This window comes from Sphingomonas soli NBRC 100801 (assembly GCF_001591025.1).
GTDB classification, from domain to species: Bacteria; Pseudomonadota; Alphaproteobacteria; order Sphingomonadales; family Sphingomonadaceae; genus Sphingomonas; species Sphingomonas soli.
Genome location: NZ_BCTZ01000003.1, coordinates 201,940 through 220,475, shown reverse-complemented (window position 1 = coordinate 220,475; position 18,536 = coordinate 201,940). Strand labels below are relative to the sequence as shown.

Below are 18,536 nucleotides of genomic sequence, written 5' to 3'. Positions count from 1 at the left end.
ATGACGAAGTTAGGCACAGGCATTAGCCCTTCATCCGATTGACGTCGTCGACCGAGATCGTGCCGCGGCCGCGGAAATAGATGACGAGGATGGCGAGACCGATCGCCGCTTCACCAGCTGCGACGGTCAGCACGAACATCGCGAAGACCTGGCCGACGAGATCGCCCAGCGCAGCCGAGAACGCGACGAGGTTCAGGTTCACGCTCAGCAGGATCAGCTCGATCGCCATCAGGATGACGATGAGGTTCTTGCGGTTCATGAAGATGCCGAGCACCCCCAGCGTGAACAGGATCGCCGAGACGACCAGATAATGCGTGACGCCGATCACAGCTCGACCCCCTGCCCGACTGCCGGATTCATGTTGCGGGTTGCGTCCTTCGAACGACGGTTGATCTGGCGGCTGATGTTCTGCGGGCGCACATCGCTGCGCTGGCGATGCGTCAGCACGATCGCACCGATCATCGCGACGAGCAGCACCAGCCCGGCGGCTTCGAACACGAACAGATAGCGCGTGTAGAGCAGCTGGCCGACAGCCTCGATATTGGGCACGCTCTCATCGATCGGGGCGATGCGGCGGCCCAGCTCGAGCCCGCCCGCGCTCCAGGCGCCGACAGCGATCACGATTTCTGCCGCCAGCGCGACGGCCAGCGCCACGCCGATCGCGGCATAGCGCATCACGCCCGCGCGCAGCTCGGCGAAATCGATGTTGAGCATCATCACGACGAACAGGAAGAGCACCGCGACCGCGCCGACATAGACGATGACGAGCAGCATCGCGATGAACTCGGCACCCGCGATCACCATCAGCCCGGCGGCGTTGAAGAAAGCGAGGATCAGCCAGAGCACCGAATGCACGGGATTGCGCGCGAGGATCGTCATCGCGGCGGACGCGACCACGACTGCGGCGAAGAGATAAAAGGCGAGGATCTGGATCACAAAGCCACTCCCACGCCCTCACCCTTCCCACTCGCCTTCGGCGAGCGGGCCCCTTCCCTCTCCCAATGGGAGAGGGAGGGAGGCGCGAAGCGCCGGAAGGGTGAGGGTGAGCCCACCTTTGCGGAAAGAGCGTAATTCATCTGCGGTCCCACTGTTGGCTCGCGCGCTTAACGGTACGGTGCATCGGCGGCAAGGTTCGCGGCGATTGCGCGCTCCCAGCGGTCGCCGTTCGCGAGCAGCTTATCCTTGTTGTAGATCAGCTCCTCACGCGTTTCGGTCGAGAATTCGAAGTTCGGGCCTTCGACGATCGCATCGACGGGGCACGCCTCCTGGCAGAGCCCACAATAGATGCACTTGGTCATGTCGATATCGTAGCGCGTCGTGCGGCGGCTGCCGTCGTCACGCGGCTCAGCCTCGATCGTGATCGCCAGCGCCGGGCACACCGCTTCGCACAGCTTGCACGCGATGCAGCGCTCTTCGCCATTGGCATAGCGACGCAGTGCATGCTCACCGCGGAAGCGAGGCGAGATCGGGTTCTTCTCGTACGGATAGTTGATCGTCGCCTTGGGCTTGAAGAAGTACTTCAAGGTCAAAGCGTGCGCCTTCACAAACTCCCAGAGCGTGAAGGAACGGACGAGTTGGGCAACGCTCATGCGGGCAATCCTACGCGCTGGAACATCAGCCAGCCGGAAACGAGAAACACGAAGATCAGCGACAGCGGCAGGAAGATCTTCCAGCCCAGCCGCATCAGCTGGTCATAGCGATAGCGCGGGACCGTCGCCTTCACCCAGCTGAAGATGAAGAAGAAGAACAGGATCTTGGCGAAGAGCCAGAGGATGCCCGGCACCATGTACAGCGGCGCCCAATCGACCGGTGGCAGGTAACCGCCCCAGAAGAGCACGGCGTTGAGCGTGCACATCAGGATCACGTTGGCATATTCGCCGAGCCAGTAGAGCGCGAAGGCCATCGACGAATATTCGGTCTGATAGCCGGCGACGAGCTCCGACTCCGCTTCGGTAAGATCGAACGGTGCGCGCGCCGTTTCCGCCAGCGCCGAAATCAGGAACACCACGGCCAGCGGGAACAAAAGCGGGTTGAACCCGAAGCCGTTGAGGAAGCCGAGCACATGGCCCTGCTGCGCTTCGACGATGCCCGACAGATTGAACGTGCCCGCCCACAGGATCACCGAGATCAGCACGAAGCCGATCGAAACTTCGTACGACACCATCTGCGCCGCTGCGCGGATCGCCGAATAGAACGGGTATTTCGAGTTGGACGACCAGCCGGCGAGGATGATGCCGTACACGCCCAGGGACGATGCCGCGAGAATGTAGAGCAGGCCGACATTGATGTTCGACAGCACCACGCCCGCCTGGAACGGGATCACCGCCCAGACGATCAGCGCGACCGTGAAGGTGATGATCGGCGCGAGCAGGAACAGTCCCTTGTTCGCGCTCGACGGGATGATGGTTTCCTGCAGGAAGACCTTGAGCCCGTCCGCGAAGGACTGGAGCAGCCCGAGCGGGCCGACGACGTTCGGGCCGCGGCGCAGCGCCATTGCCGCCCAGATCTTGCGATCGGCATAGATGATCATCGCCACCGCCAGCATAAGCGGCAGCGCGATGACCAGGATTCCGACGATCGTGGCGACGAACCAGGCCCAGCCATAAGGCAGGCCGATGGTGTTCTGGAAGAAAGCGGTCATGCGGAAATACTCGTCACCCCGGCAGAAGCCGGGGTCTCAGTGTTGCGGAGCGTACCCTCGCGGCACGCGATCCCGGCTTTCGCCGGGATGACGAAAACGGGCCCGCTCATTCCGCCGCCTCCGCAAATTCCTCGCCATGGACGAGTTCGGCCGAGCAGCGCTGCATCGTCTCCGACGCGCGGCAAATGGCGTTGGTGAGGTAGAAATCCGCGATCGGATAATTGACCGGGCCCTTCGCCTTCGCAGGCAGCTTGGGCGGCGCCCATGCGTAGCGGACAAGACCCTCCTGCCCCAGTTCGGGCACCTCGGCAGCCATCGCGGCGCGAAGCTGCTCGAAGCTGTCGAACAGCAGCGCCTTGCCCAACTTGTCCGAAAGCGCGCGCAGGATCGTCCAGTCCTCACGCGCGTCGCCGGGGGCGAACACCGCGCGATCAGCGCGCTGGACGCGGCCTTCGAGGTTCACATAGGTGCCCGGCTTCTCCGAATAAGCGGCGGCGGGCAGGATCACATCGGCGTGATGCGCGCCCTTGTCGCCGTGATGGCCGATATAGACCTTGAAGCTGCCGGCGAAGGCCGAGAAATCGACTTCGTCGGCGCCCAGGAAGAAAGTGAGCTTCGGATCCGCCGTGATCACGTCCGCGATGCCGCCCTTTTGCGCATAGCCGAGCATCAACCCGCCCATCCGCGCGGCGGCCGTGTGGACGACGTTGAAGCCGTTCCATCCGTCGCGCATGAAGCTGCCCGCGACCGCCAGAGCCGGGCCGTGCCCGTCCTTGAGCGCGCCCGGACCAAGGATGAGCACCGGTGCCTTGGCCGCCTCGATCACTTCCGAAACTTCGGAAGGCATCTTGCCGAGCAGGCCGAGATCGTTGCCTAGCCACTGAACCTTGTAGGTCAGGTCAATCTCGGGGCCGATCGCGAAGACCTTAGCGCCCTTCTTGATCGCCTTGCGCACGCGCGTGTTGATCAGCGGCGCTTCCCAGCGGAGATTGGTGCCGACGAGCAGGATCGCATCGGCGTTCTCAATCTCGGCGATCGTCGTGTTGAACGCCACCGAACCGAGGTTGGTCACGTCATACGCCATGCCAGTCTGGCGGCCTTCGAGCAGGTTCGAGCCGAGCGACTGGACCAGCTTCTTCGCGGCGAACATGGTCTCGCAGTCGAGCAGATCGCCAGCAATTGCGGCGACGCTCGATCTGGCCTTTTTCGCGGCCTTGGCGACGGCATCGAACGCTTCGTCCCAGCTTGCCTCGACCAGCTTGCCCTTCACGCGGACGAACGGCTTGTCGAGACGGCGGCGGACCAGCGCGTCGACATGGTAGCGCGTCTTGTCGTGCGCCCATTCCTCGTTCACGTCTTCGTTGATCCGCGGAAGCACGCGCATCACCTGGCGGCCGCGGCTGTCGAGGCGGATGTTGGTGCCGACCGCGTCCATCACGTCGATCGAGAGATGCTTGCGCAATTCCCAGGGGCGGTATTCGAACGCCACCGGCTTATGCGTCAGCGCGCCGACCGGGCAGAGATCGACGGTGTTGCCCGAAAGCTCGCTCTTGAACGCCTTTTCCAGATAGGTCGTGATCTGCATGTTCTCGCCGCGATAGATCGCGCCGATATCCTCCACGCCCGCGACTTCTTCGCCGAAGCGCACGCAGCGGGTGCACTGGATACAGCGGGTCATGATCGTCTTGATGATCGGACCCATATATTTTTCGGTCACCGCGCGCTTGTTCTCGGTGTAGCGCGAATGGCCCTTGCCGTAAGCGACCGACTGGTCCTGCAGGTCGCACTCGCCGCCCTGATCGCAGATCGGGCAATCGAGTGGGTGATTGATCAGCAGGAATTCCATCACGCCTTCGCGCGCGGCCTTCACCATCGGGCTGTCGGTGCGGATTTCCTGGCCGTCGCCCGCAGGCAGGGCGCACGAAGCCTGGGGCTTGGGCGGCCCCGGCTTCACTTCGACCAGGCACATGCGGCAGTTGCCGGCGATGCTCAGCCGTTCGTGATAGCAGAAACGCGGAATCTCCTTGCCCGCAGCCTCACAGGCCTGGAGCACGGTGGCACCGGCGGGCACCTCCACTTCAATTCCGTCCACCGTCAACTTCGGCATTCAATTCGGTCCTTGTTCGCCGTTTTCACGGCTGGGAGGCGGCTTGCCGCCGCCTCCCCCGTTTCTCACTTCTGCTGGCTCCAGGCGTAGAGCGCATCGGCGATCGCCGAGCGCTGGAACACCGGACCGATGCTGGTCGGCACCGTGGCCATGCCGCATTCCGGCGTGCCGGCATACAGCGCGCCGAGCGCCGCCGTCTCTTCGGGCGAGCCCGCATCGGTGGCGAGCACCTTGCGCGCCAGGCCCGGCGAATATGTGACGGTGCAGCGCGCGATGTTCACGATCGTGACCGGCCCCGCCAGATCGCCGTGGAACGCGGCAGCCTTGGTGGTGTCCAGCGTCATCGCGCGGTCCGGAACGGCACTGGTGTCGCGCTCGACCAGGTTTTCGGCGATCGCCGAGGTCAGCAGCGCGGGCGACAGGCTCTTCGCGCTCGCGCCGCGCAGGCACGACGTGTAGCGGCCGGTCATCGCGTTGCTGAGCTTGCTGAAGCGCGGATCGCTGGTGCCCGGCCCGCCGAGCAGTGCGCCGGCCTTGTCGCCGCTCAGCTTGACCACGCACTGCGCGATCAGGCGCGAGCTGTCATAGGCCTGCGCCGCGGAGGCGGGATCCTCGAACATCTTGTCGAGGTTCATGCGCCGCTCGAGATCGGTCATGCTGTTGCGGCTGCTGGGGCCGCCCGCGAGATTCACGTTCGTGTTCGGCGCGCCCTGCGCCTGGGCGAAAGCCTGGGTGCCCGAAAAGCAGGCCACCGCAGCCGCGGCCGTCATCATAGCTCGGTAGTTCATATACATCCTCCCTCGCTTACCTTCCGTCATTCCGCAGCCTCCATCATGGGGGCCTCGCCGGATCCGTTACGCTCGACGATGCGACGCTCCATTTCCGGGCGGAAGTGCTTGATCAGGCCCTGGATCGGCCATGCCGCCGCGTCGCCGAGCGCGCAGATGGTGTGGCCCTCGACCTGCTTGGTCACCTGATAGAGGGTATCGATTTCGCTGATATCGGCGTCGCCGGTGCGCATGCGCTCCATGACGCGCCACATCCAGCCGGTACCTTCGCGGCACGGCGTGCACTGGCCGCAGCTCTCATGCTTGTAGAAGTAAGAGAGGCGCGAGATTGCGCGGACGATGTCGGTGGACTTGTCCATGACGATCACGGCAGCGGTGCCGAGCCCGGAGCCGACAGCCTTGAGGCCGTCAAAGTCCATCGGGCAGTCCATGATCTGCTCGGCGGGAACCAGAGGCACCGAGGAGCCGCCCGGAATCACCGCCAGCAGATTGTCCCAGCCGCCGCGAATGCCGCCGCAATGCTTCTCGATCAGCTCGCGGAACGAGATCGACATGGCCTCTTCGACCACCACCGGCTTGTTCACATGGCCGCTGATCTGGAAGAGCTTGGTGCCCTTGTTTCCTTCGTTGCCGAACGACGCGAACCATTCGGGCCCTCGGCGCAGGATCGTCGGGACGACCGCAATCGACTCCACGTTGTTCACCGTGGTCGGGCAGCCATAGAGCCCCGCGCCCGCCGGGAAGGGCGGCTTAAGGCGCGGCTGGCCCTTCTTGCCCTCCAGGCTTTCGAGCATCGCGGTCTCTTCGCCGCAGATATAGGCGCCCGCGCCGCGATGGACGAAGACGTCGAAATCATAGCCCGACTTGGATGCGTTCTTGCCGATCAGGCCAGCCGCATAGGCTTCCTTGACCGCCGCGAAGAGCACTTCGGCCTCGCGGATATATTCGCCGCGAATGTAGATGTACGCGGCGCGCGCGCGCATCGCATAGCCGGCGATCAGCGCGCCTTCGATCAGCTTGTGCGGATCGTGGCGGATGATCTCGCGATCCTTGCACGAACCAGGCTCGGATTCGTCGGCGTTGATGACGAGGAAATTCGGACGATCGGCACGCGGCTCCTTGGGCATGAAGCTCCACTTCATGCCGGTGGGGAACCCTGCCCCGCCACGACCGCGCAGACCGGACGCCTTGATCTTGTCGATGATCGCGTCCTGGCCGATGGCCATCAGATTCTTCGTCGCATCCCAATCGCCGCGCTTCTGCGCAGCAGGCAGGTTCCACGGCTGGAAGCCATAGACGTTGGTGAAGATGCGATCCTTATCGGCAAGCATTACCGGCTGCTTCCCTTATCCTTGAAGAACATGATGTAGACCAGAACCGCGATGCCGATCAGCACAATCGGCCCCAGCAGCGCGAAGGTCGCGCGCAGCACCCAGCCGAGAACGACGATGCCGCCGATGATCGCAAGGATCGTGACGATCAGATTCTTGTTGTCGCCCATCACCATTCTCCCCGGAAATCATGGTTTTCGGAAACCATCGCGGTCAGATTGGTCGGCCCGCCATATGCCTCAACGGTGTGGCGGCCCGGCTCCTGCGAACCCGCCTTGGGCTTCTCGCCCTTGGCCAGCGCATCGAGGATCGCAACCGTGCGGTCGAAATCCAGATCCTCGTAATTATCGTCGTTGATCTGCACCATCGGCGCCGAGGCGCAATTGCCCAGGCACTCGACTTCGGTGAGCGTGAACATGCCGTCAGCGGTGGTCCCACCCTTGTGCAGCCCGCGCGACTTGCACGCGGCCATCACATCGTCCGATCCGCGCAGCATGCACGGCGTGGTGCCGCAGACCTGCACATGATAGCGGCCGACCGGCGCGAGGTTGAACATGGTGTAGAAGGTCGCGACCTCGAAGATGCGGATATAGGGCGCGCCGATTTCACGCGCGACAAACTCGATCACCGGGATCGGCAGCCAGCCCTGCGTATTCGTCTCCGCACCCACCTGACGCTGGGCCAGATCGAGGAACGGAATCGAGCAGGAAAGGCGACGATTTTCCGGATAGCGGCTCGCGATTTCACGCGCCTTCTCGGCATTTTCCGCAGTCCATGCGAAATTGCCCCAGCGGGCGCGGGTCTCGGCTTCGTCGGGGATTTGGGGTGCGTCAGCCATTGGTCGAACTCTGATTGATCGGGTTGCCATGGCGCCGTTGCAGCCAAGTCACTGCCTGGATGCCGAAGCCTGTCACCATGAGTGTGCCACAGACAAGCAACGCAAATTCGCGGCTAACATCGCCCGCTATCATAAGCCCGAGATATCCCGAGACCCCAGCGAGAACGATATCTTGTGCAAAGCGTCTCACCGGTCGCACTCCCCGAACACGATATCCATCGCACCCAGAATCGCCGTCGTGTCCGCCAGCATGTGCCCGCGCGACATGAAGTCCATCGCCTGGAGGTGGCTGAACGCCGTCGGGCGGACCTTGCAGCGGTAGGGCTTGTTGGTGCCGTCGCTGACCAGATAGACGCCGAACTCGCCCTTGGGGCTTTCCGTCGCCACGTAAACCTCGCCCGCCGGCACGTGATAGCCTTCGGTGAACAGCTTGAAGTGATGAATCAGCGCTTCCATCGACTGCTTCATCTCGCCGCGCTTCGGCGGGGCGACCTTGCGGTCGAGCGTCAGTACCGGACCTTCCGGCATATCCTGCAGGCACTGCTTCATGATGCGGGCCGACTGGCGGACCTCCTCCACGCGCACCATGAAGCGATCATAGCAATCGCCGCGCGTGCCGACGGGAATGTCGAAGTCGATCCGGTCATAGACGTCATAAGGCTGCGACTTGCGCAGATCCCACGGGATGCCGGCGGCGCGGATCATCGGGCCGGAGAAGCCCCACTTGATCGCATCGTCGCGGCTGACCACGGCGATATCGACATTGCGCTGCTTGAAGATGCGGTTCTCGGCCACCAGGCTGATCGCATCCTCGAACAATTGCGGCAGCCGCGTATCGAGCCATTCGCCGATATCGGTGAGCAGCTTGAGCGGCACGTCCTGACGGACGCCGCCGACGCGGAAATAGTTGGAATGCATGCGCGCGCCCGAGGCACGCTCGAAGAAGTTCAGGCAATCCTCGCGGATCTCGAACATCCACAGGTTCGGCGTCATCGCGCCGACGTCCATGACGTGCGAACCGAGGTTCAGCATGTGATTGCAGATGCGGGTCAGCTCGGCGAAGAACACGCGCAGATACTGGCCGCGCAGCGGCACTTCGAGATCGAGCAATTTCTCGACCGCGAGCACATACGAATGCTCCATGCCCAGCGGCGAGCAATAATCGAAGCGATCGAAATAGGGCAAAGCCTGGGTGTAGGTCTTGTACTCGATCAGCTTCTCGGTGCCGCGATGGAGCAGGCCGATATGCGGATCGACGCGCTCGACGATTTCGCCGTCCAGTTCGAGCACGAGACGCAGCACGCCGTGCGCAGCGGGGTGCTGCGGGCCGAAATTGATCGTGTAGTTCTGGATCTCGGTGTCGCCCACCTCTGGCTTGTCGCCATCGATCACGCCCGCAATCTCTTCCAGATACTCAGCCATTACGCATTACCCTCCGGCGTCTTCTTGGCGCGCGGCTTGCGGGGTTTGGGGCCGTCGCTCGGGCCGGCCTTGCCGGCGCCGGTATCGGCGGTCGAATCACTGGTCTTGGGCTTAGCCACCTTTGCCTTGGCAGGCTTTGGCGTGACCGGCGCGATTTCTTCGGCCTTGAGCGGCGTCGGCGCACCCTTGGCTTCGGGCTGCGGCGCAGGCGGGGTTGCCGCCTTCTCGTCGCCCGGCAGCACATATTGCGCGCCTTCCCACGGGCTCAGGAAATCGAAGCTGCGAAAGTCCTGCGCCAGCTTCACCGGCTCATAGACCACGCGCTTCGCTTCTTCCGAATAGCGCAGCTCGACATAGCCGGTCTGCGGGAAATCCTTGCGCAGCGGATGCCCGACAAAGCCATAGTCGGTCAGGATGCGGCGCAGATCGGTGTTCCCGTCGAACAGAACGCCATACATGTCGTACACTTCGCGCTCGAGCCAGCCGGCGACCGGCCAGATATGCGTGACCGACGGCACGGGCTGCACCTCATCGGTGCTGACATGCACGCGGATGCGATGGTTCTTGGTCAGCGAGAGCAGGCAATAGACCACCTCGAAGCGCTCAGCGCGCTCCGGATAGTCAGCGCCGGCGATCTCCATCAGCTGCTGATATTCGAACTCGACGCGCAGGCGATCGAGCGTCTCGATCAGCTTCTCGCGCGTCACGTTGAACGCCACCTCGACGCCCGGACGGCGCGTCACGCCCTCGGCCAGCAAAGGAGCCCAGATCGCTTCGTCGCGATCGATCATGCGGGGTGCGACAGACTTCACCGTTCGATCGTCCCGCTGCGGCGGATCTTCCGCTGGAGCTGCATCACGCCGTACAGCAAAGCCTCGGCGGTCGGCGGACAGCCCGGCACATAGATATCCACCGGCACGATGCGGTCGCAACCGCGCACCACCGAATAGCTATAATGATAATAGCCGCCACCGTTCGCGCACGATCCCATCGAAATCACGTATTTCGGCTCGGACATCTGATCGTACACGCGGCGCAGCGCCGGAGCCATCTTGTTGCACAGCGTGCCCGCCACGATCATCACGTCCGACTGGCGCGGAGATGCGCGCGGCGCGGCGCCGAAGCGCTCCATGTCGTAACGCGGCATGTTCACATGGATCATCTCGACCGCGCAGCATGCGAGGCCAAAGGTCATCCACCAAAGCGAGCCGGTGCGCGCCCATTGGAACAGCTCTTCGGTCGAGGTGACCAGAAAGCCCTTGTCGCCAATCTCGGCATTGATGTCGTTCAGGAAGCCGACATCGGGAAGCGTGCCCGGCGGCGGACCGCCGATCAGGCTGCTGCCCGGGAGCGGCGACGACTGCGCGGTGAGTTCTACTCCCACTCGAGCGCTCCCTTCTTCCATGCGTAAACAAGGCCGAGCGCGAGCTCGCCGATAAAGACCATCATCGAGATCCAGGCGACCCACCCCAGATCGAACACCGACACCGCCCAGGGAAACAGGAACGCCGCTTCAAGATCGAAGATGATGAAGAGGATCGCGACCAGATAGAAACGCACGTCGAACTGGCTGCGCGAATCCTCGAATGCGGGGAAGCCGCACTCATATTCGCTGAGCTTCGCCTCGGTTGGCTTGTGCGCGCCCGTCAGGCGACCGACCAGCATCGGCAGGAACACGAACGTGCAGGAAAGCACGAGCGCGACGCCGAGGAACAACAGGATCGGCAGGTATTCGGATAGATCGACCAATTGCCTTCTCGCGGATGCGGAATCTCTGGGCGGCTTTAGGACGATGGGCTGAGTGCGGCAAGGCCCGGAAGCCCTGAGAATCATTCGCAATAAGTGACGGCTCAGCGCGCCGGAATGGCGATGATCGGCGTCGGCTTCTGCACGCCGGAGACCTTCCCGTCCTTGTCCGGCAAATGCGCGGACCATTGGGCGTCGCCCACGATCAGCAGCCGCTTGCCCGCGCGGGCGATCTGGGTGGGATCGACGATTGCCCCGCCCTCTGCCGCCACGCCCGGGTCCACGACCTTGTTGTCCGCCGAAATGCGGAAGCGCCACGCCTTGCCGGGCACGTTGGGATTGCGCACGGCGACAAATCCGTCGCCATCGGCCACCAGCCCGTCCACCCCGCGCAGCCGGTTTCCGTCCGCCATCAGCACCGGAGTTTCCACACCCGTTGCGAGGTCCACGCTGATCAGGCGCAGCCCGTAATCCGCGACGAGCAGCTTGCGGCCTTCGTCATAGACGGCGCTCCCCTGCGCGCTGCCCTTCTGGCGCGGCGCGATCAGCGGCGTGAGCGACTGGCACGTGGTCTTGCAGCGATAGACCGCACCATTGGCGGAGTCGCTGACGAACACCTGATCGCGCCAGACCGACACATCCCCGGGGGTGAAGACCGCATCATTGGCGGGGCGCAGCCTGCGGCGGACCTTGCCCTTGCGGTCCATCGCGACCAGCCAGGCGCCGGTGCAGCCCGCAACCTTCAGCGGCCGGGGACAATGCGACGCGATCCATATCCAGCCTCGCCGCGTGTCATAGCTGATCGCCAGCGGCGCCCCTGCCCCATCGGGCATCGGCATCGTGCGAAACTTGCCGTTCCTATGCTCCACGATCACGCGATCGAGGATGCTGCTCACCCAGATCGTCTCGCCGTCCGAAGCCACGCCTTCGATCAGGCGATACCCGGCAGGAATGGTCAGCACGGTCTGCGGGGGCATTTGCGCCAGCAGGCCGAGCAGCAGGATCACCGCAGCGCGTTCGCGACCAGCTTGTGCAGCTTCGAATGCAGCACATCATTTGCCGCGAGAAACTGGCTGCGCTGCATCGCGAGGTCCTGTCCGCGGAAATCGGTGACGAAGCCGCCGGCTTCCTTGATCATCAGCATGCCGGCGGCGACGTCCCACGGCTGGAGATCGCTCTCCCAGAAGCCATCGAAGCGGCCCGCGGCGACCCATGCCATGTCGAGCGCCGCAGATCCTAGCCGGCGGATGCCCGCCACTTCCGGCGCGATGGCACCGAAAATGCGGCTCCACTGCGCGAAATTGCCATGGCCCAGGAACGGGATTCCGGTCGCGATCACCGCGTCGCCCAGGTCGCGGCGCGCCGATACACGCAGGCGATCGCTCTGCACCCATGCGCCCCGGCCCTTTTCGGCCCAGAAGCTCTCGTCGGTCAGCGGCTGATAGATATAGCCGTGCGTCACCTCGGGCTTGCCCTGCGCCCCGCGCGGATCCTCCACCGCGACCGAGATGCAGAAATGCGGGATGCCGTGCAGGAAATTGGTGGTGCCATCCAGCGGATCGATGATCCAGCGCGGCTTGTCCGGATCGCCGGCGATCTCACCGCGCTCCTCGACCAGGAAACCCCAGTCCGGTCTCGCCTTGCCCAGTTCCTCGATCAGCGTGTCTTCGGCGCGCTTGTCTGCCATCGAAACGAAGTCGGCCGGCCCCTTGCGGCTCACCTGCAGGTGCGAGACTTCGTTGAAGTCACGCCGCAGCCGCGGCCCCGCCTTGCGGCAGGCCTTTTCGATCACGGTGATGAGGCCGGAGTGGGAAACCATTACACAGAGCCTTTAGCTTCTACGACCAGGACACGCGCTTCGCCGATCGGATGCGCCACGTGCGCGTCCCCGGTTTCCGCTACGAAAATGTCGCCTTCTTTCAACAAAACCCGATGTTCGCCGTCACCCTCGCGGTATCGCATTTCCACGACGCCATCGAGAACCAGGAACGCCTCGGCACCATCATTAACATGCCACTTATACCGCTGATCCGTCCAATGCAGCCGGACGGTAGCGCCCTCGATCTCCGCAATGTCGCGTGCGCCCCAGGCCCGATCGGCCCGGAAACCACGCGCATCCTGGATGATCTTGGGCATTGCCGCTCAGTCGGCGCGCCGCACGTAGGTCTGCTCGTACACGTCGACGACGATGCGCGTGCCGGCGGCGATATGCGGCGGCACCATCACGCGAACGCCGTTCTCGAGCACGGCGGGCTTGTACGACGAAGACGCCGTCTGGCCCTTCACCACCGCATCGGCTTCGACGATCAGCGCCTCGATCGTGTCGGGAAGCTGCACGCTGATCGGCTCTTCGTCATAGAGCTCCATCACCACGTCCATGCCGTCCTGCAGGAAAGCAGCGGCGTCACCCAGCAGGTCGCGCGGCAGCGTCGTCTGCTCATAGGTTTCCTTGTCCATGAAGGTCAGCTGTTCGCCATCGGCGAAGAGGAACTGGAAATCCTTGGTGTCGAGCCGCACGCGCTCCACGGTTTCCGCCGAGCGGAAGCGGACATTGTTCTTGCGGCCGTCGCGCAGGTTCTTCAGCTCGACCTGCATATAGGCCCCACCCTTGCCGGGCTGGGTATGCTGGATCTTAACCGCGCGCCAGATGCCGCCTTCATATTCAATGATATTGCCGGGACGGATGTCCACGCCGCTGATCTTCATGGGAAGAGACCTATAAGCTGAGAAAGAGCGAGCGCGGCCTTTAGCGGGGACGCGGCCCAGCCGCAACACTCACTTGGAGGCGGAGCTATTCCCCCCGGCCCGGGCCGAACGCCAGCAACGGATAGGGATTGACGTTCACTCCCTGCCACCAGCCTTCGGTCGGCTGCATCGTCTTGATCTCGAAATGCAGGTGCGGAGCGCCGCCGGCGGCGCTGCCCGTATTGCCAACGGTCGCGATCTGCTGGCCCTGCGTCACTTTCTGCCCTTCGCTCACGGCGTAGGCATCGAGATGCGCGTAATAATGGACCACCGACCGGTCCGCCGTGCGGATATAGATGGTATGACCGCCATTCGCGCTCTCGAAGATCTTCTCGACAATGCCCGAAGCGGCGGCGAGCACCGGGGTACCGCGCGGCGCCATGATATCGATCGCATGGTGCTCGCGCGTACCGCCGCCGCGACTCTGGCCCCAGGTGTCGGTCAGTTGGCGCGAGGTTACGCCCGCCACCGGTATGATCAGCGTGGCAGGATCGATCTGGTTCTGCGCTGCGGGCATCGCGGCGCGTTGCCCGGTCGCCGCGTCTGGCGGATTGATCGTGACTCGCACCAGCGAAGCGAAGGCGGCGAGCAGCAACAGCATGATCCCCGCAGCCCCCCATCCCATCCGCCTGAGCCACACCATGCGGCTATTCCTGGAAGATAGCGGGCGTACCCGGCTTTACCATCAGCGAAAGCCGCGCGGCGTCCCAATTGGACAGGCGGATACAGCCATGGCTCTCGGCGCGCCCGATCGTTTGCGGCTCCGGCGTGCCGTGGATGCCGTAATGCTCCTTCGACAGGTCGAGCCAGATCACCCCCACCGGTCCGTTCGGCCCCGGCGGCAGCATCGCCTTTTCGTCACCCGGCTTGGCGTCCCAGAACAGGTCCGGATTATAGTGAAATTTCGGATTATAGTCGGCCCCGTTGATCTTCCACGTGCCGATCGGAAGCGGGTCCTTCTCGCTGCCCATGGTGGCGCTGAACTGCGCGACCAGTTGCTGCCCCTGATAGACCCTGAGCACGCCTTCCGATTTGTCGACCACCACGCGGTCGCCCGCAGGTTGCTCCGAACTTATGTTGAGGTCGCCCAGCGTCTGCCGCCAATCCTCCCTCAGGCTCGCCGGATAATCGCGCGATGCCGGCAATGCGTTGGGGAATGTGAAGGTAGCGCCCACGCCGATCGCCCCGCCCCCCGGATTGAGTTCCACCAGCACTTCGGGCGTGGTGTGAAACGCCTCGGCAAGCTTCTCCAGCGGCCGCGTATAAGCGAGCGATTCGAGCTTGGCCTGCTCGGCCGGGTCCTTGGGAAGCGGATTGACATAGGGACCGCGCAGCGCGGCCGCGTCCAGGGTAACCCGCGTGACGGGGCGGCGCGCGCGATAGGGATACAGCGCCTCCAGCATCGTCCGGTCCAGCTTGCCGGTCACTTCCATTCCGTGCGCGGCCTGAAACCCCTTGATCGCCGCTGTCAGCGATTGCCCCTCGCGCCCGTCGAGCACACCCGGCGAGAAGCCCAGATGATCGAGGATCACCTGCGCATGGAGGACGGTATAATCGATCGGCGGGCGCGGCTTCGCTTCCTCCGCCGGAGCGCCGGAAGCGCCGGCGACGCTTGCGAGGAAGGCAGCGATGGCCAGCTTTTTCCGCACCGATTCAATCTCCTGACGAACAATGGCTCGCCCGGGAGAACGATCTATGCGTTCAGGAGGTCCGTAAAAGACTTGATCGCGGCGGCTTCATCACCGCCCCACACCGCGTTGCTCACTGCGATGAAGTCCGCACCGGCCTTTACCAGCGGCGCTGCGTTGGCCGGCGTGATGCCACCGATCGCCACACACGGTATCTCAAACACGGTGGACCACCAGCTCAGGATCACCGGCTCGGGGCGGTGGTGCGTTTCCTTGGTCGCCGTCGGGTAGAAAGCGCCGAAGGCGACATAGTCCGCCCCCGCCTCGCCTGCCTCCATCGCAAGGTGCCGGCTGTCGTGACAGGTCACGCCGATCTGCGCGGCCGGACCCAACAACGCACGCGCGTCGCGCGGATCGCCATCGCCCTGCCCCAGATGCACGCCGTCCGCGCCCAGCCTTTTGGCCAGTCCGACATCGTCGTTGACGATGAATGCAACGTCCGCGTCCGCGCAGATCCGCTGCAGCGGCTCGGCCAGCCGCGCGGCCTCATGCTGGTCCACGCCCTTCACGCGAAACTGGAACGCAGCCATCGGTCCTGCGTCGAATGCGCGCTTGAGCCGATCCGCGAACCCGCCGGTCACGTCGAGAGGGGAGATCAGATAGAGCTGGCACGGCGGCCGCCGGTCATCGCGCCGGAACTGGTCGGCGAAATTCGGGTCGAGCGGAGGGAGTCCGTCTTCGTCTTCAATCATCCCCGCTCCTTCGGCCGAGCGGGCGCGGCGGTCAAGCGCGGCTGATGAAGCTCGCCCCCGGTAGCGGCCGAGTCTCCGCGCTCAGCTCGAAACCGGCGATCAGCGGGCGGCCCATGCGGATCGCTTCCTTGACTGCGGGTAGCGCCAGCGACGCTGCGTGGCTTTCCTTATTGTCCCAGATCTCGGTGATCCAGATCGCGTCGGGATCCTTGGCGTCTTCGGCGATCAGATAGGCCAGGCAACCGGGCATCGTATCGGTGCCCGATCCCAGGATCGCGATCAGCGCGTCGCGCTTCCCCGGCACTGCCTTGATCTTGCCGATCATGCCAAAGGGAGGAATCTGTTCTTCCACGGCCACCCCCTTTGCAAAAGCGGGGCCGCCCAGCATCGCAAGCGCAAGGCCCGCGAGCACTGGGCGGCGCGGCGTCACGCCGCCGTCTTCTCGGTCGATGCGGTGTAGATCTCGCCGATCGCCTCGCCGAGCGACGCATCGAACTCCGCATCGGTCATGCCGCGGCGCAGGTCCGACAGCAATGCACGGCTGAAGCTGGCGATCATGCCGCGATTCTTGGCAAGCTCGGTGCAGGCGTCGGCGCGGCTGAACCCGCCCGAAAGCGCCACGACGCGCAGCACGCGCGGGTGATCGACCAGCGGATCGTACAGGCCAGGCTTGGCGGGGATCGAAAGCTTGAGCATCACCTTGTCGTCGCCCGGCATCGCATCGAGCGCCTTGAGCGTCTCTTCGAGCAGTATCGCGTCGCATTCGGCGCGCTCGGCGCTCTTGATGTTGATCTCAGGCTCCAGCATCGGCACCAGCCCGGCGGCGAGCACCTGCTGGCCGACTTCGAACTGCTGCGCAACGATCGCGGCGATGCCCTCGCGGTTGGCGAGGTTGATCACCGAGCGCTCCTTGGTGCCGAACACGCCCAGCGACTTGGCGCGCGCGAGCAGCGTGTCGAGGCCCGGCATCGGCTTCATCATCTGAACGCCATTGGCCTCGTCCTCCAGGCCCTTGTCGATCTTGAGGAAGGGCACGACGCCCTTGTCGATCAGCGCCTGCGGAGTGGGCTTGCCGCCGACCTGGCCATCCATCGTCCGCTCGAACAGGATCGCCCCGATCACCTTGTCGCCGGTGAACGAAGGCGACGAAATGATCCGGCTGCGCATCTCGTGGATCAGGCCGAACATCTCTTCGTCGTTGCTCCACGCGCCTTCCTCGACGCCATAGCCCTTGAGGGCCTTGGGCGTGGAGCCGCCGGACTGGTCCAGCGCGGCGATGAAGCCCTTTCCGTCGGCGATCTTGGCGGTCATCTCGGCGGTGTTCATGCTTGCTCCCTGTGCTGAATATCTTCGCCGACGGGCTATTACAGCGCAGCGCGAGCCTGGGAAGGCTGACAACGCTGGCTGGTAAAAATGAAGCGGCTGCAACCGGGATCGATAGCCTCGTACGCCTTTCGGCTCCGTAATATTACGGAAACATCTTTTCATAGACGCGCACGCTGCGTTGCGACAGACTGCGGCAAAATCGCTGGAGGGGATCGTCACATCGAAGCAAACCGACCGGCCGAGAAGTCGGCCACCGCCTCGCACTACCACGACACTTTCAGACTTGCTGGCGCTGGATTGGCACGCGTCGATAATTCGGGCGGGTTCTCCGACGTAAACCAGCATTTCTGCACGATGATCGGCCATTCGCGCGAAGCGCTGCTCGGATTGCGCTTTCAGGACATCACGCATCCTGACGATCTCGATCTCAACCTCGACGTATTGGAACGCGCAAGACGCGGCGAGATCGACTCATACCGGCTTCAGAAGCGCTATCTCCGCGCCAATGGCGAGATCCTGTGGGCCGATCTGAACGCCACGGTTCTTCGCGGCGAACACGGCGAGATAAAGGGAATGATCGCGATCGTCACCGATATCGGCGCGTTCAAGCGAGCCGAAGAGCGCATGGACTTCCTGCTGCACGAGCTCGCCCACCGCTCGAAGAACATGTTCACGATCATGCTAAACCTGATCGCGCAAACCAAGGCGGACACGGTCGATGAATTCCGCAAGCACATCGAAACCCGGATCGTGAGCCTTGCCGCCTCGCAGGATCTGATGCTGGGCGAGAAGGGCGAGGCCGCATCATTCTGGGCTTTGGTCGACAAGCAACTGCGCGCCTTTGTTGCCCCAGCCGACCCGCGCATCATCCACAGCGGGGGCGATGTCGAACTTGGCATGGCCGCCACGCGAATCATCGGGATGGCGCTGCACGAACTGGCGACGAACTCGTGCAAATATGGCGCACTCTCCACGCCGCTGGGGAAACTTCATCTCTCGATCGGCCCGCAACCGGACGATCCCGGCCAGACCGAGATCATCTGGCGCGAGCGCGAAGGACCATTGGTGATTCCGCCCACGCGCTCGGGCTTCGGCCGCCGGGTTGTCGAGCGGATGGTGACCAAGACGCTGAACGCCAATGTCGCGCTCGACTTCGATCCGCTGGGCCTCAGCTGGACATGCCGGACGCGCGTGGAGAATCTTCGGCTATAG

At 63.9% G+C, this 18,536-nt stretch carries 23 protein-coding genes; 1 reads left to right on the top strand and 22 read right to left on the bottom strand.

The annotated features are described in order from the left end of the window. Positions 1-22 precede the first annotated feature (22 nt). The 22 genes from nuoK to SSO01S_RS02685 all read right to left on the bottom strand — a co-directional run bounded on the left by nuoK (position 23) and on the right by SSO01S_RS02685 (position 17,324). A complete protein-coding gene (gene nuoK / locus SSO01S_RS02785; protein ID WP_066794813.1) occupies positions 23-328 on the bottom strand; it encodes an NADH-quinone oxidoreductase subunit NuoK in 306 nt (101 codons plus the stop codon). Then, on the bottom strand, positions 325-936 hold the full coding sequence (locus SSO01S_RS02780) for an NADH-quinone oxidoreductase subunit J (RefSeq protein WP_066794807.1): 612 nt from the start codon (positions 934-936) through the stop codon (positions 325-327). The genes nuoK and SSO01S_RS02780 overlap by 4 nt, the downstream gene beginning before the upstream one ends. Positions 937-1,103: 167 nt before the next feature. Next, positions 1,104-1,589: an NADH-quinone oxidoreductase subunit NuoI gene (gene nuoI, locus SSO01S_RS02775; RefSeq protein WP_066794804.1), complete on the bottom strand. Its 486-nt coding sequence runs from the start codon at positions 1,587-1,589 to the stop codon at positions 1,104-1,106. Next, positions 1,586-2,641, bottom strand: coding sequence for an NADH-quinone oxidoreductase subunit NuoH (nuoH, locus tag SSO01S_RS02770; RefSeq protein WP_066794801.1), 1,056 nt, complete (start codon positions 2,639-2,641; stop codon positions 1,586-1,588). Before nuoH ends, nuoI begins: the two co-directional genes overlap by 4 nt. Before the next feature lie 106 nt (positions 2,642-2,747). After that, positions 2,748-4,748 carry an NADH-quinone oxidoreductase subunit NuoG gene (gene nuoG / locus SSO01S_RS02765; protein WP_066794794.1) on the bottom strand — a complete coding sequence of 667 codons (2,001 nt, stop codon included), beginning with the start codon at positions 4,746-4,748 and terminating at the stop codon, positions 2,748-2,750. Positions 4,749-4,813: 65 nt separating this feature from the next. After that, entirely contained in the window at positions 4,814-5,536 is a 723-nt protein-coding gene (locus SSO01S_RS02760; protein ID WP_157073599.1) for a hypothetical protein, read from the bottom strand. 26 nt (positions 5,537-5,562) lie between these two features. After that, a complete protein-coding gene (nuoF, locus tag SSO01S_RS02755; protein WP_066794789.1) occupies positions 5,563-6,867 on the bottom strand; it encodes an NADH-quinone oxidoreductase subunit NuoF in 1,305 nt (434 codons plus the stop codon). Then, positions 6,867-7,037, bottom strand: coding sequence for a hypothetical protein (locus SSO01S_RS17445; RefSeq protein WP_157073598.1), 171 nt, complete (start codon positions 7,035-7,037; stop codon positions 6,867-6,869). The genes nuoF and SSO01S_RS17445 overlap by 1 nt, the downstream gene beginning before the upstream one ends. After that, the gene (locus SSO01S_RS02750; protein ID WP_066794788.1) at positions 7,037-7,705 is read right to left on the bottom strand and encodes a complex I 24 kDa subunit family protein; all 669 of its coding nucleotides are present in this window, start codon (positions 7,703-7,705) and stop codon (positions 7,037-7,039) included. The genes SSO01S_RS17445 and SSO01S_RS02750 overlap by 1 nt, the downstream gene beginning before the upstream one ends. A 186-nt stretch (positions 7,706-7,891) precedes the next feature. Beyond that, entirely contained in the window at positions 7,892-9,127 is a 1,236-nt protein-coding gene (locus SSO01S_RS02745; RefSeq protein WP_066794786.1) for an NADH-quinone oxidoreductase subunit D, read from the bottom strand. Next, entirely contained in the window at positions 9,127-9,939 is an 813-nt protein-coding gene (locus tag SSO01S_RS02740; RefSeq protein ID WP_245646557.1) for an NADH-quinone oxidoreductase subunit C, read from the bottom strand. Before SSO01S_RS02740 ends, SSO01S_RS02745 begins: the two co-directional genes overlap by 1 nt. After that, positions 9,936-10,511 (bottom strand): NuoB/complex I 20 kDa subunit family protein, encoded by a 576-nt coding sequence (locus SSO01S_RS02735; RefSeq protein WP_066794770.1) that lies wholly within the window; start codon positions 10,509-10,511, stop codon positions 9,936-9,938. Before SSO01S_RS02735 ends, SSO01S_RS02740 begins: the two co-directional genes overlap by 4 nt. Then, positions 10,502-10,876 carry an NADH-quinone oxidoreductase subunit A gene (locus tag SSO01S_RS02730; protein WP_066794767.1) on the bottom strand — a complete coding sequence of 125 codons (375 nt, stop codon included), beginning with the start codon at positions 10,874-10,876 and terminating at the stop codon, positions 10,502-10,504. The genes SSO01S_RS02735 and SSO01S_RS02730 overlap by 10 nt, the downstream gene beginning before the upstream one ends. A gap of 101 nt (positions 10,877-10,977) precedes the next feature. After that, entirely contained in the window at positions 10,978-11,880 is a 903-nt protein-coding gene (locus SSO01S_RS02725) for an SMP-30/gluconolactonase/LRE family protein (RefSeq protein ID WP_066794765.1), read from the bottom strand. After that, positions 11,877-12,692: an inositol monophosphatase family protein gene (locus SSO01S_RS02720; RefSeq protein ID WP_066794763.1), complete on the bottom strand. Its 816-nt coding sequence runs from the start codon at positions 12,690-12,692 to the stop codon at positions 11,877-11,879. Before SSO01S_RS02720 ends, SSO01S_RS02725 begins: the two co-directional genes overlap by 4 nt. Continuing rightward, positions 12,692-13,009 carry a cupin domain-containing protein gene (locus SSO01S_RS02715; RefSeq protein ID WP_066794761.1) on the bottom strand — a complete coding sequence of 106 codons (318 nt, stop codon included), beginning with the start codon at positions 13,007-13,009 and terminating at the stop codon, positions 12,692-12,694. Before SSO01S_RS02715 ends, SSO01S_RS02720 begins: the two co-directional genes overlap by 1 nt. 6 nt (positions 13,010-13,015) lie before the next feature. After that, entirely contained in the window at positions 13,016-13,579 is a 564-nt protein-coding gene (gene efp / locus SSO01S_RS02710; RefSeq protein WP_066794757.1) for an elongation factor P, read from the bottom strand. 85 nt (positions 13,580-13,664) lie between these two features. Further along, complete coding sequence (locus SSO01S_RS02705; RefSeq protein WP_066794754.1) at positions 13,665-14,261, bottom strand: M23 family metallopeptidase; 597 nt, start codon at positions 14,259-14,261, stop codon at positions 13,665-13,667. 4 nt (positions 14,262-14,265) lie between these two features. Next, complete coding sequence (locus SSO01S_RS02700) at positions 14,266-15,267, bottom strand: L,D-transpeptidase family protein (protein ID WP_245646556.1); 1,002 nt, start codon at positions 15,265-15,267, stop codon at positions 14,266-14,268. A 44-nt stretch (positions 15,268-15,311) separates the two neighbouring features. Beyond that, entirely contained in the window at positions 15,312-15,998 is a 687-nt protein-coding gene (thiE, locus tag SSO01S_RS02695; RefSeq protein WP_174520746.1) for a thiamine phosphate synthase, read from the bottom strand. Positions 15,999-16,029: 31 nt separating this feature from the next. Beyond that, on the bottom strand, positions 16,030-16,356 hold the full coding sequence (locus SSO01S_RS02690) for a putative quinol monooxygenase (protein ID WP_245646555.1): 327 nt from the start codon (positions 16,354-16,356) through the stop codon (positions 16,030-16,032). A 68-nt stretch (positions 16,357-16,424) separates the two neighbouring features. After that, the gene (locus tag SSO01S_RS02685) at positions 16,425-17,324 is read right to left on the bottom strand and encodes a fructose bisphosphate aldolase (protein WP_066794751.1); all 900 of its coding nucleotides are present in this window, start codon (positions 17,322-17,324) and stop codon (positions 16,425-16,427) included. An 87-nt stretch (positions 17,325-17,411) separates the two neighbouring features. Here SSO01S_RS02685 and SSO01S_RS02680 point away from each other — a divergent pair, with 87 nt between their 5' ends. Further along, positions 17,412-18,536, top strand: coding sequence for a PAS domain S-box protein (locus SSO01S_RS02680; protein ID WP_083942799.1), 1,125 nt, complete (start codon positions 17,412-17,414; stop codon positions 18,534-18,536).

Coding starts and splice junctions, on each gene's coding strand:
- SSO01S_RS02720 (WP_066794763.1), bottom strand. CDS start 12,692: ATGGTTTCCCACTCCGGCCTCATCACCGTGATCGAAAAGGCCTGCCGC.
- nuoI (WP_066794804.1), bottom strand. CDS start 1,589: ATGAGCGTTGCCCAACTCGTCCGTTCCTTCACGCTCTGGGAGTTTGTG.
- nuoH (WP_066794801.1), bottom strand. CDS start 2,641: ATGACCGCTTTCTTCCAGAACACCATCGGCCTGCCTTATGGCTGGGCC.
- SSO01S_RS02705 (WP_066794754.1), bottom strand. CDS start 14,261: ATGGTGTGGCTCAGGCGGATGGGATGGGGGGCTGCGGGGATCATGCTG.
- SSO01S_RS02715 (WP_066794761.1), bottom strand. CDS start 13,009: ATGCCCAAGATCATCCAGGATGCGCGTGGTTTCCGGGCCGATCGGGCC.
- SSO01S_RS17445 (WP_157073598.1), bottom strand. CDS start 7,037: ATGGGCGACAACAAGAATCTGATCGTCACGATCCTTGCGATCATCGGC.
- nuoG (WP_066794794.1), bottom strand. CDS start 4,748: ATGCCGAAGTTGACGGTGGACGGAATTGAAGTGGAGGTGCCCGCCGGT.
- efp (WP_066794757.1), bottom strand. CDS start 13,579: ATGAAGATCAGCGGCGTGGACATCCGTCCCGGCAATATCATTGAATAT.
- SSO01S_RS02685 (WP_066794751.1), bottom strand. CDS start 17,324: ATGAACACCGCCGAGATGACCGCCAAGATCGCCGACGGAAAGGGCTTC.
- SSO01S_RS02760 (WP_157073599.1), bottom strand. CDS start 5,536: ATGAACTACCGAGCTATGATGACGGCCGCGGCTGCGGTGGCCTGCTTT.
- thiE (WP_174520746.1), bottom strand. CDS start 15,998: ATGATTGAAGACGAAGACGGACTCCCTCCGCTCGACCCGAATTTCGCC.
- SSO01S_RS02745 (WP_066794786.1), bottom strand. CDS start 9,127: ATGGCTGAGTATCTGGAAGAGATTGCGGGCGTGATCGATGGCGACAAG.
- nuoF (WP_066794789.1), bottom strand. CDS start 6,867: ATGCTTGCCGATAAGGATCGCATCTTCACCAACGTCTATGGCTTCCAG.
- SSO01S_RS02680 (WP_083942799.1), top strand. CDS start 17,412: ATGAAGCGGCTGCAACCGGGATCGATAGCCTCGTACGCCTTTCGGCTC.
- SSO01S_RS02750 (WP_066794788.1), bottom strand. CDS start 7,705: ATGGCTGACGCACCCCAAATCCCCGACGAAGCCGAGACCCGCGCCCGC.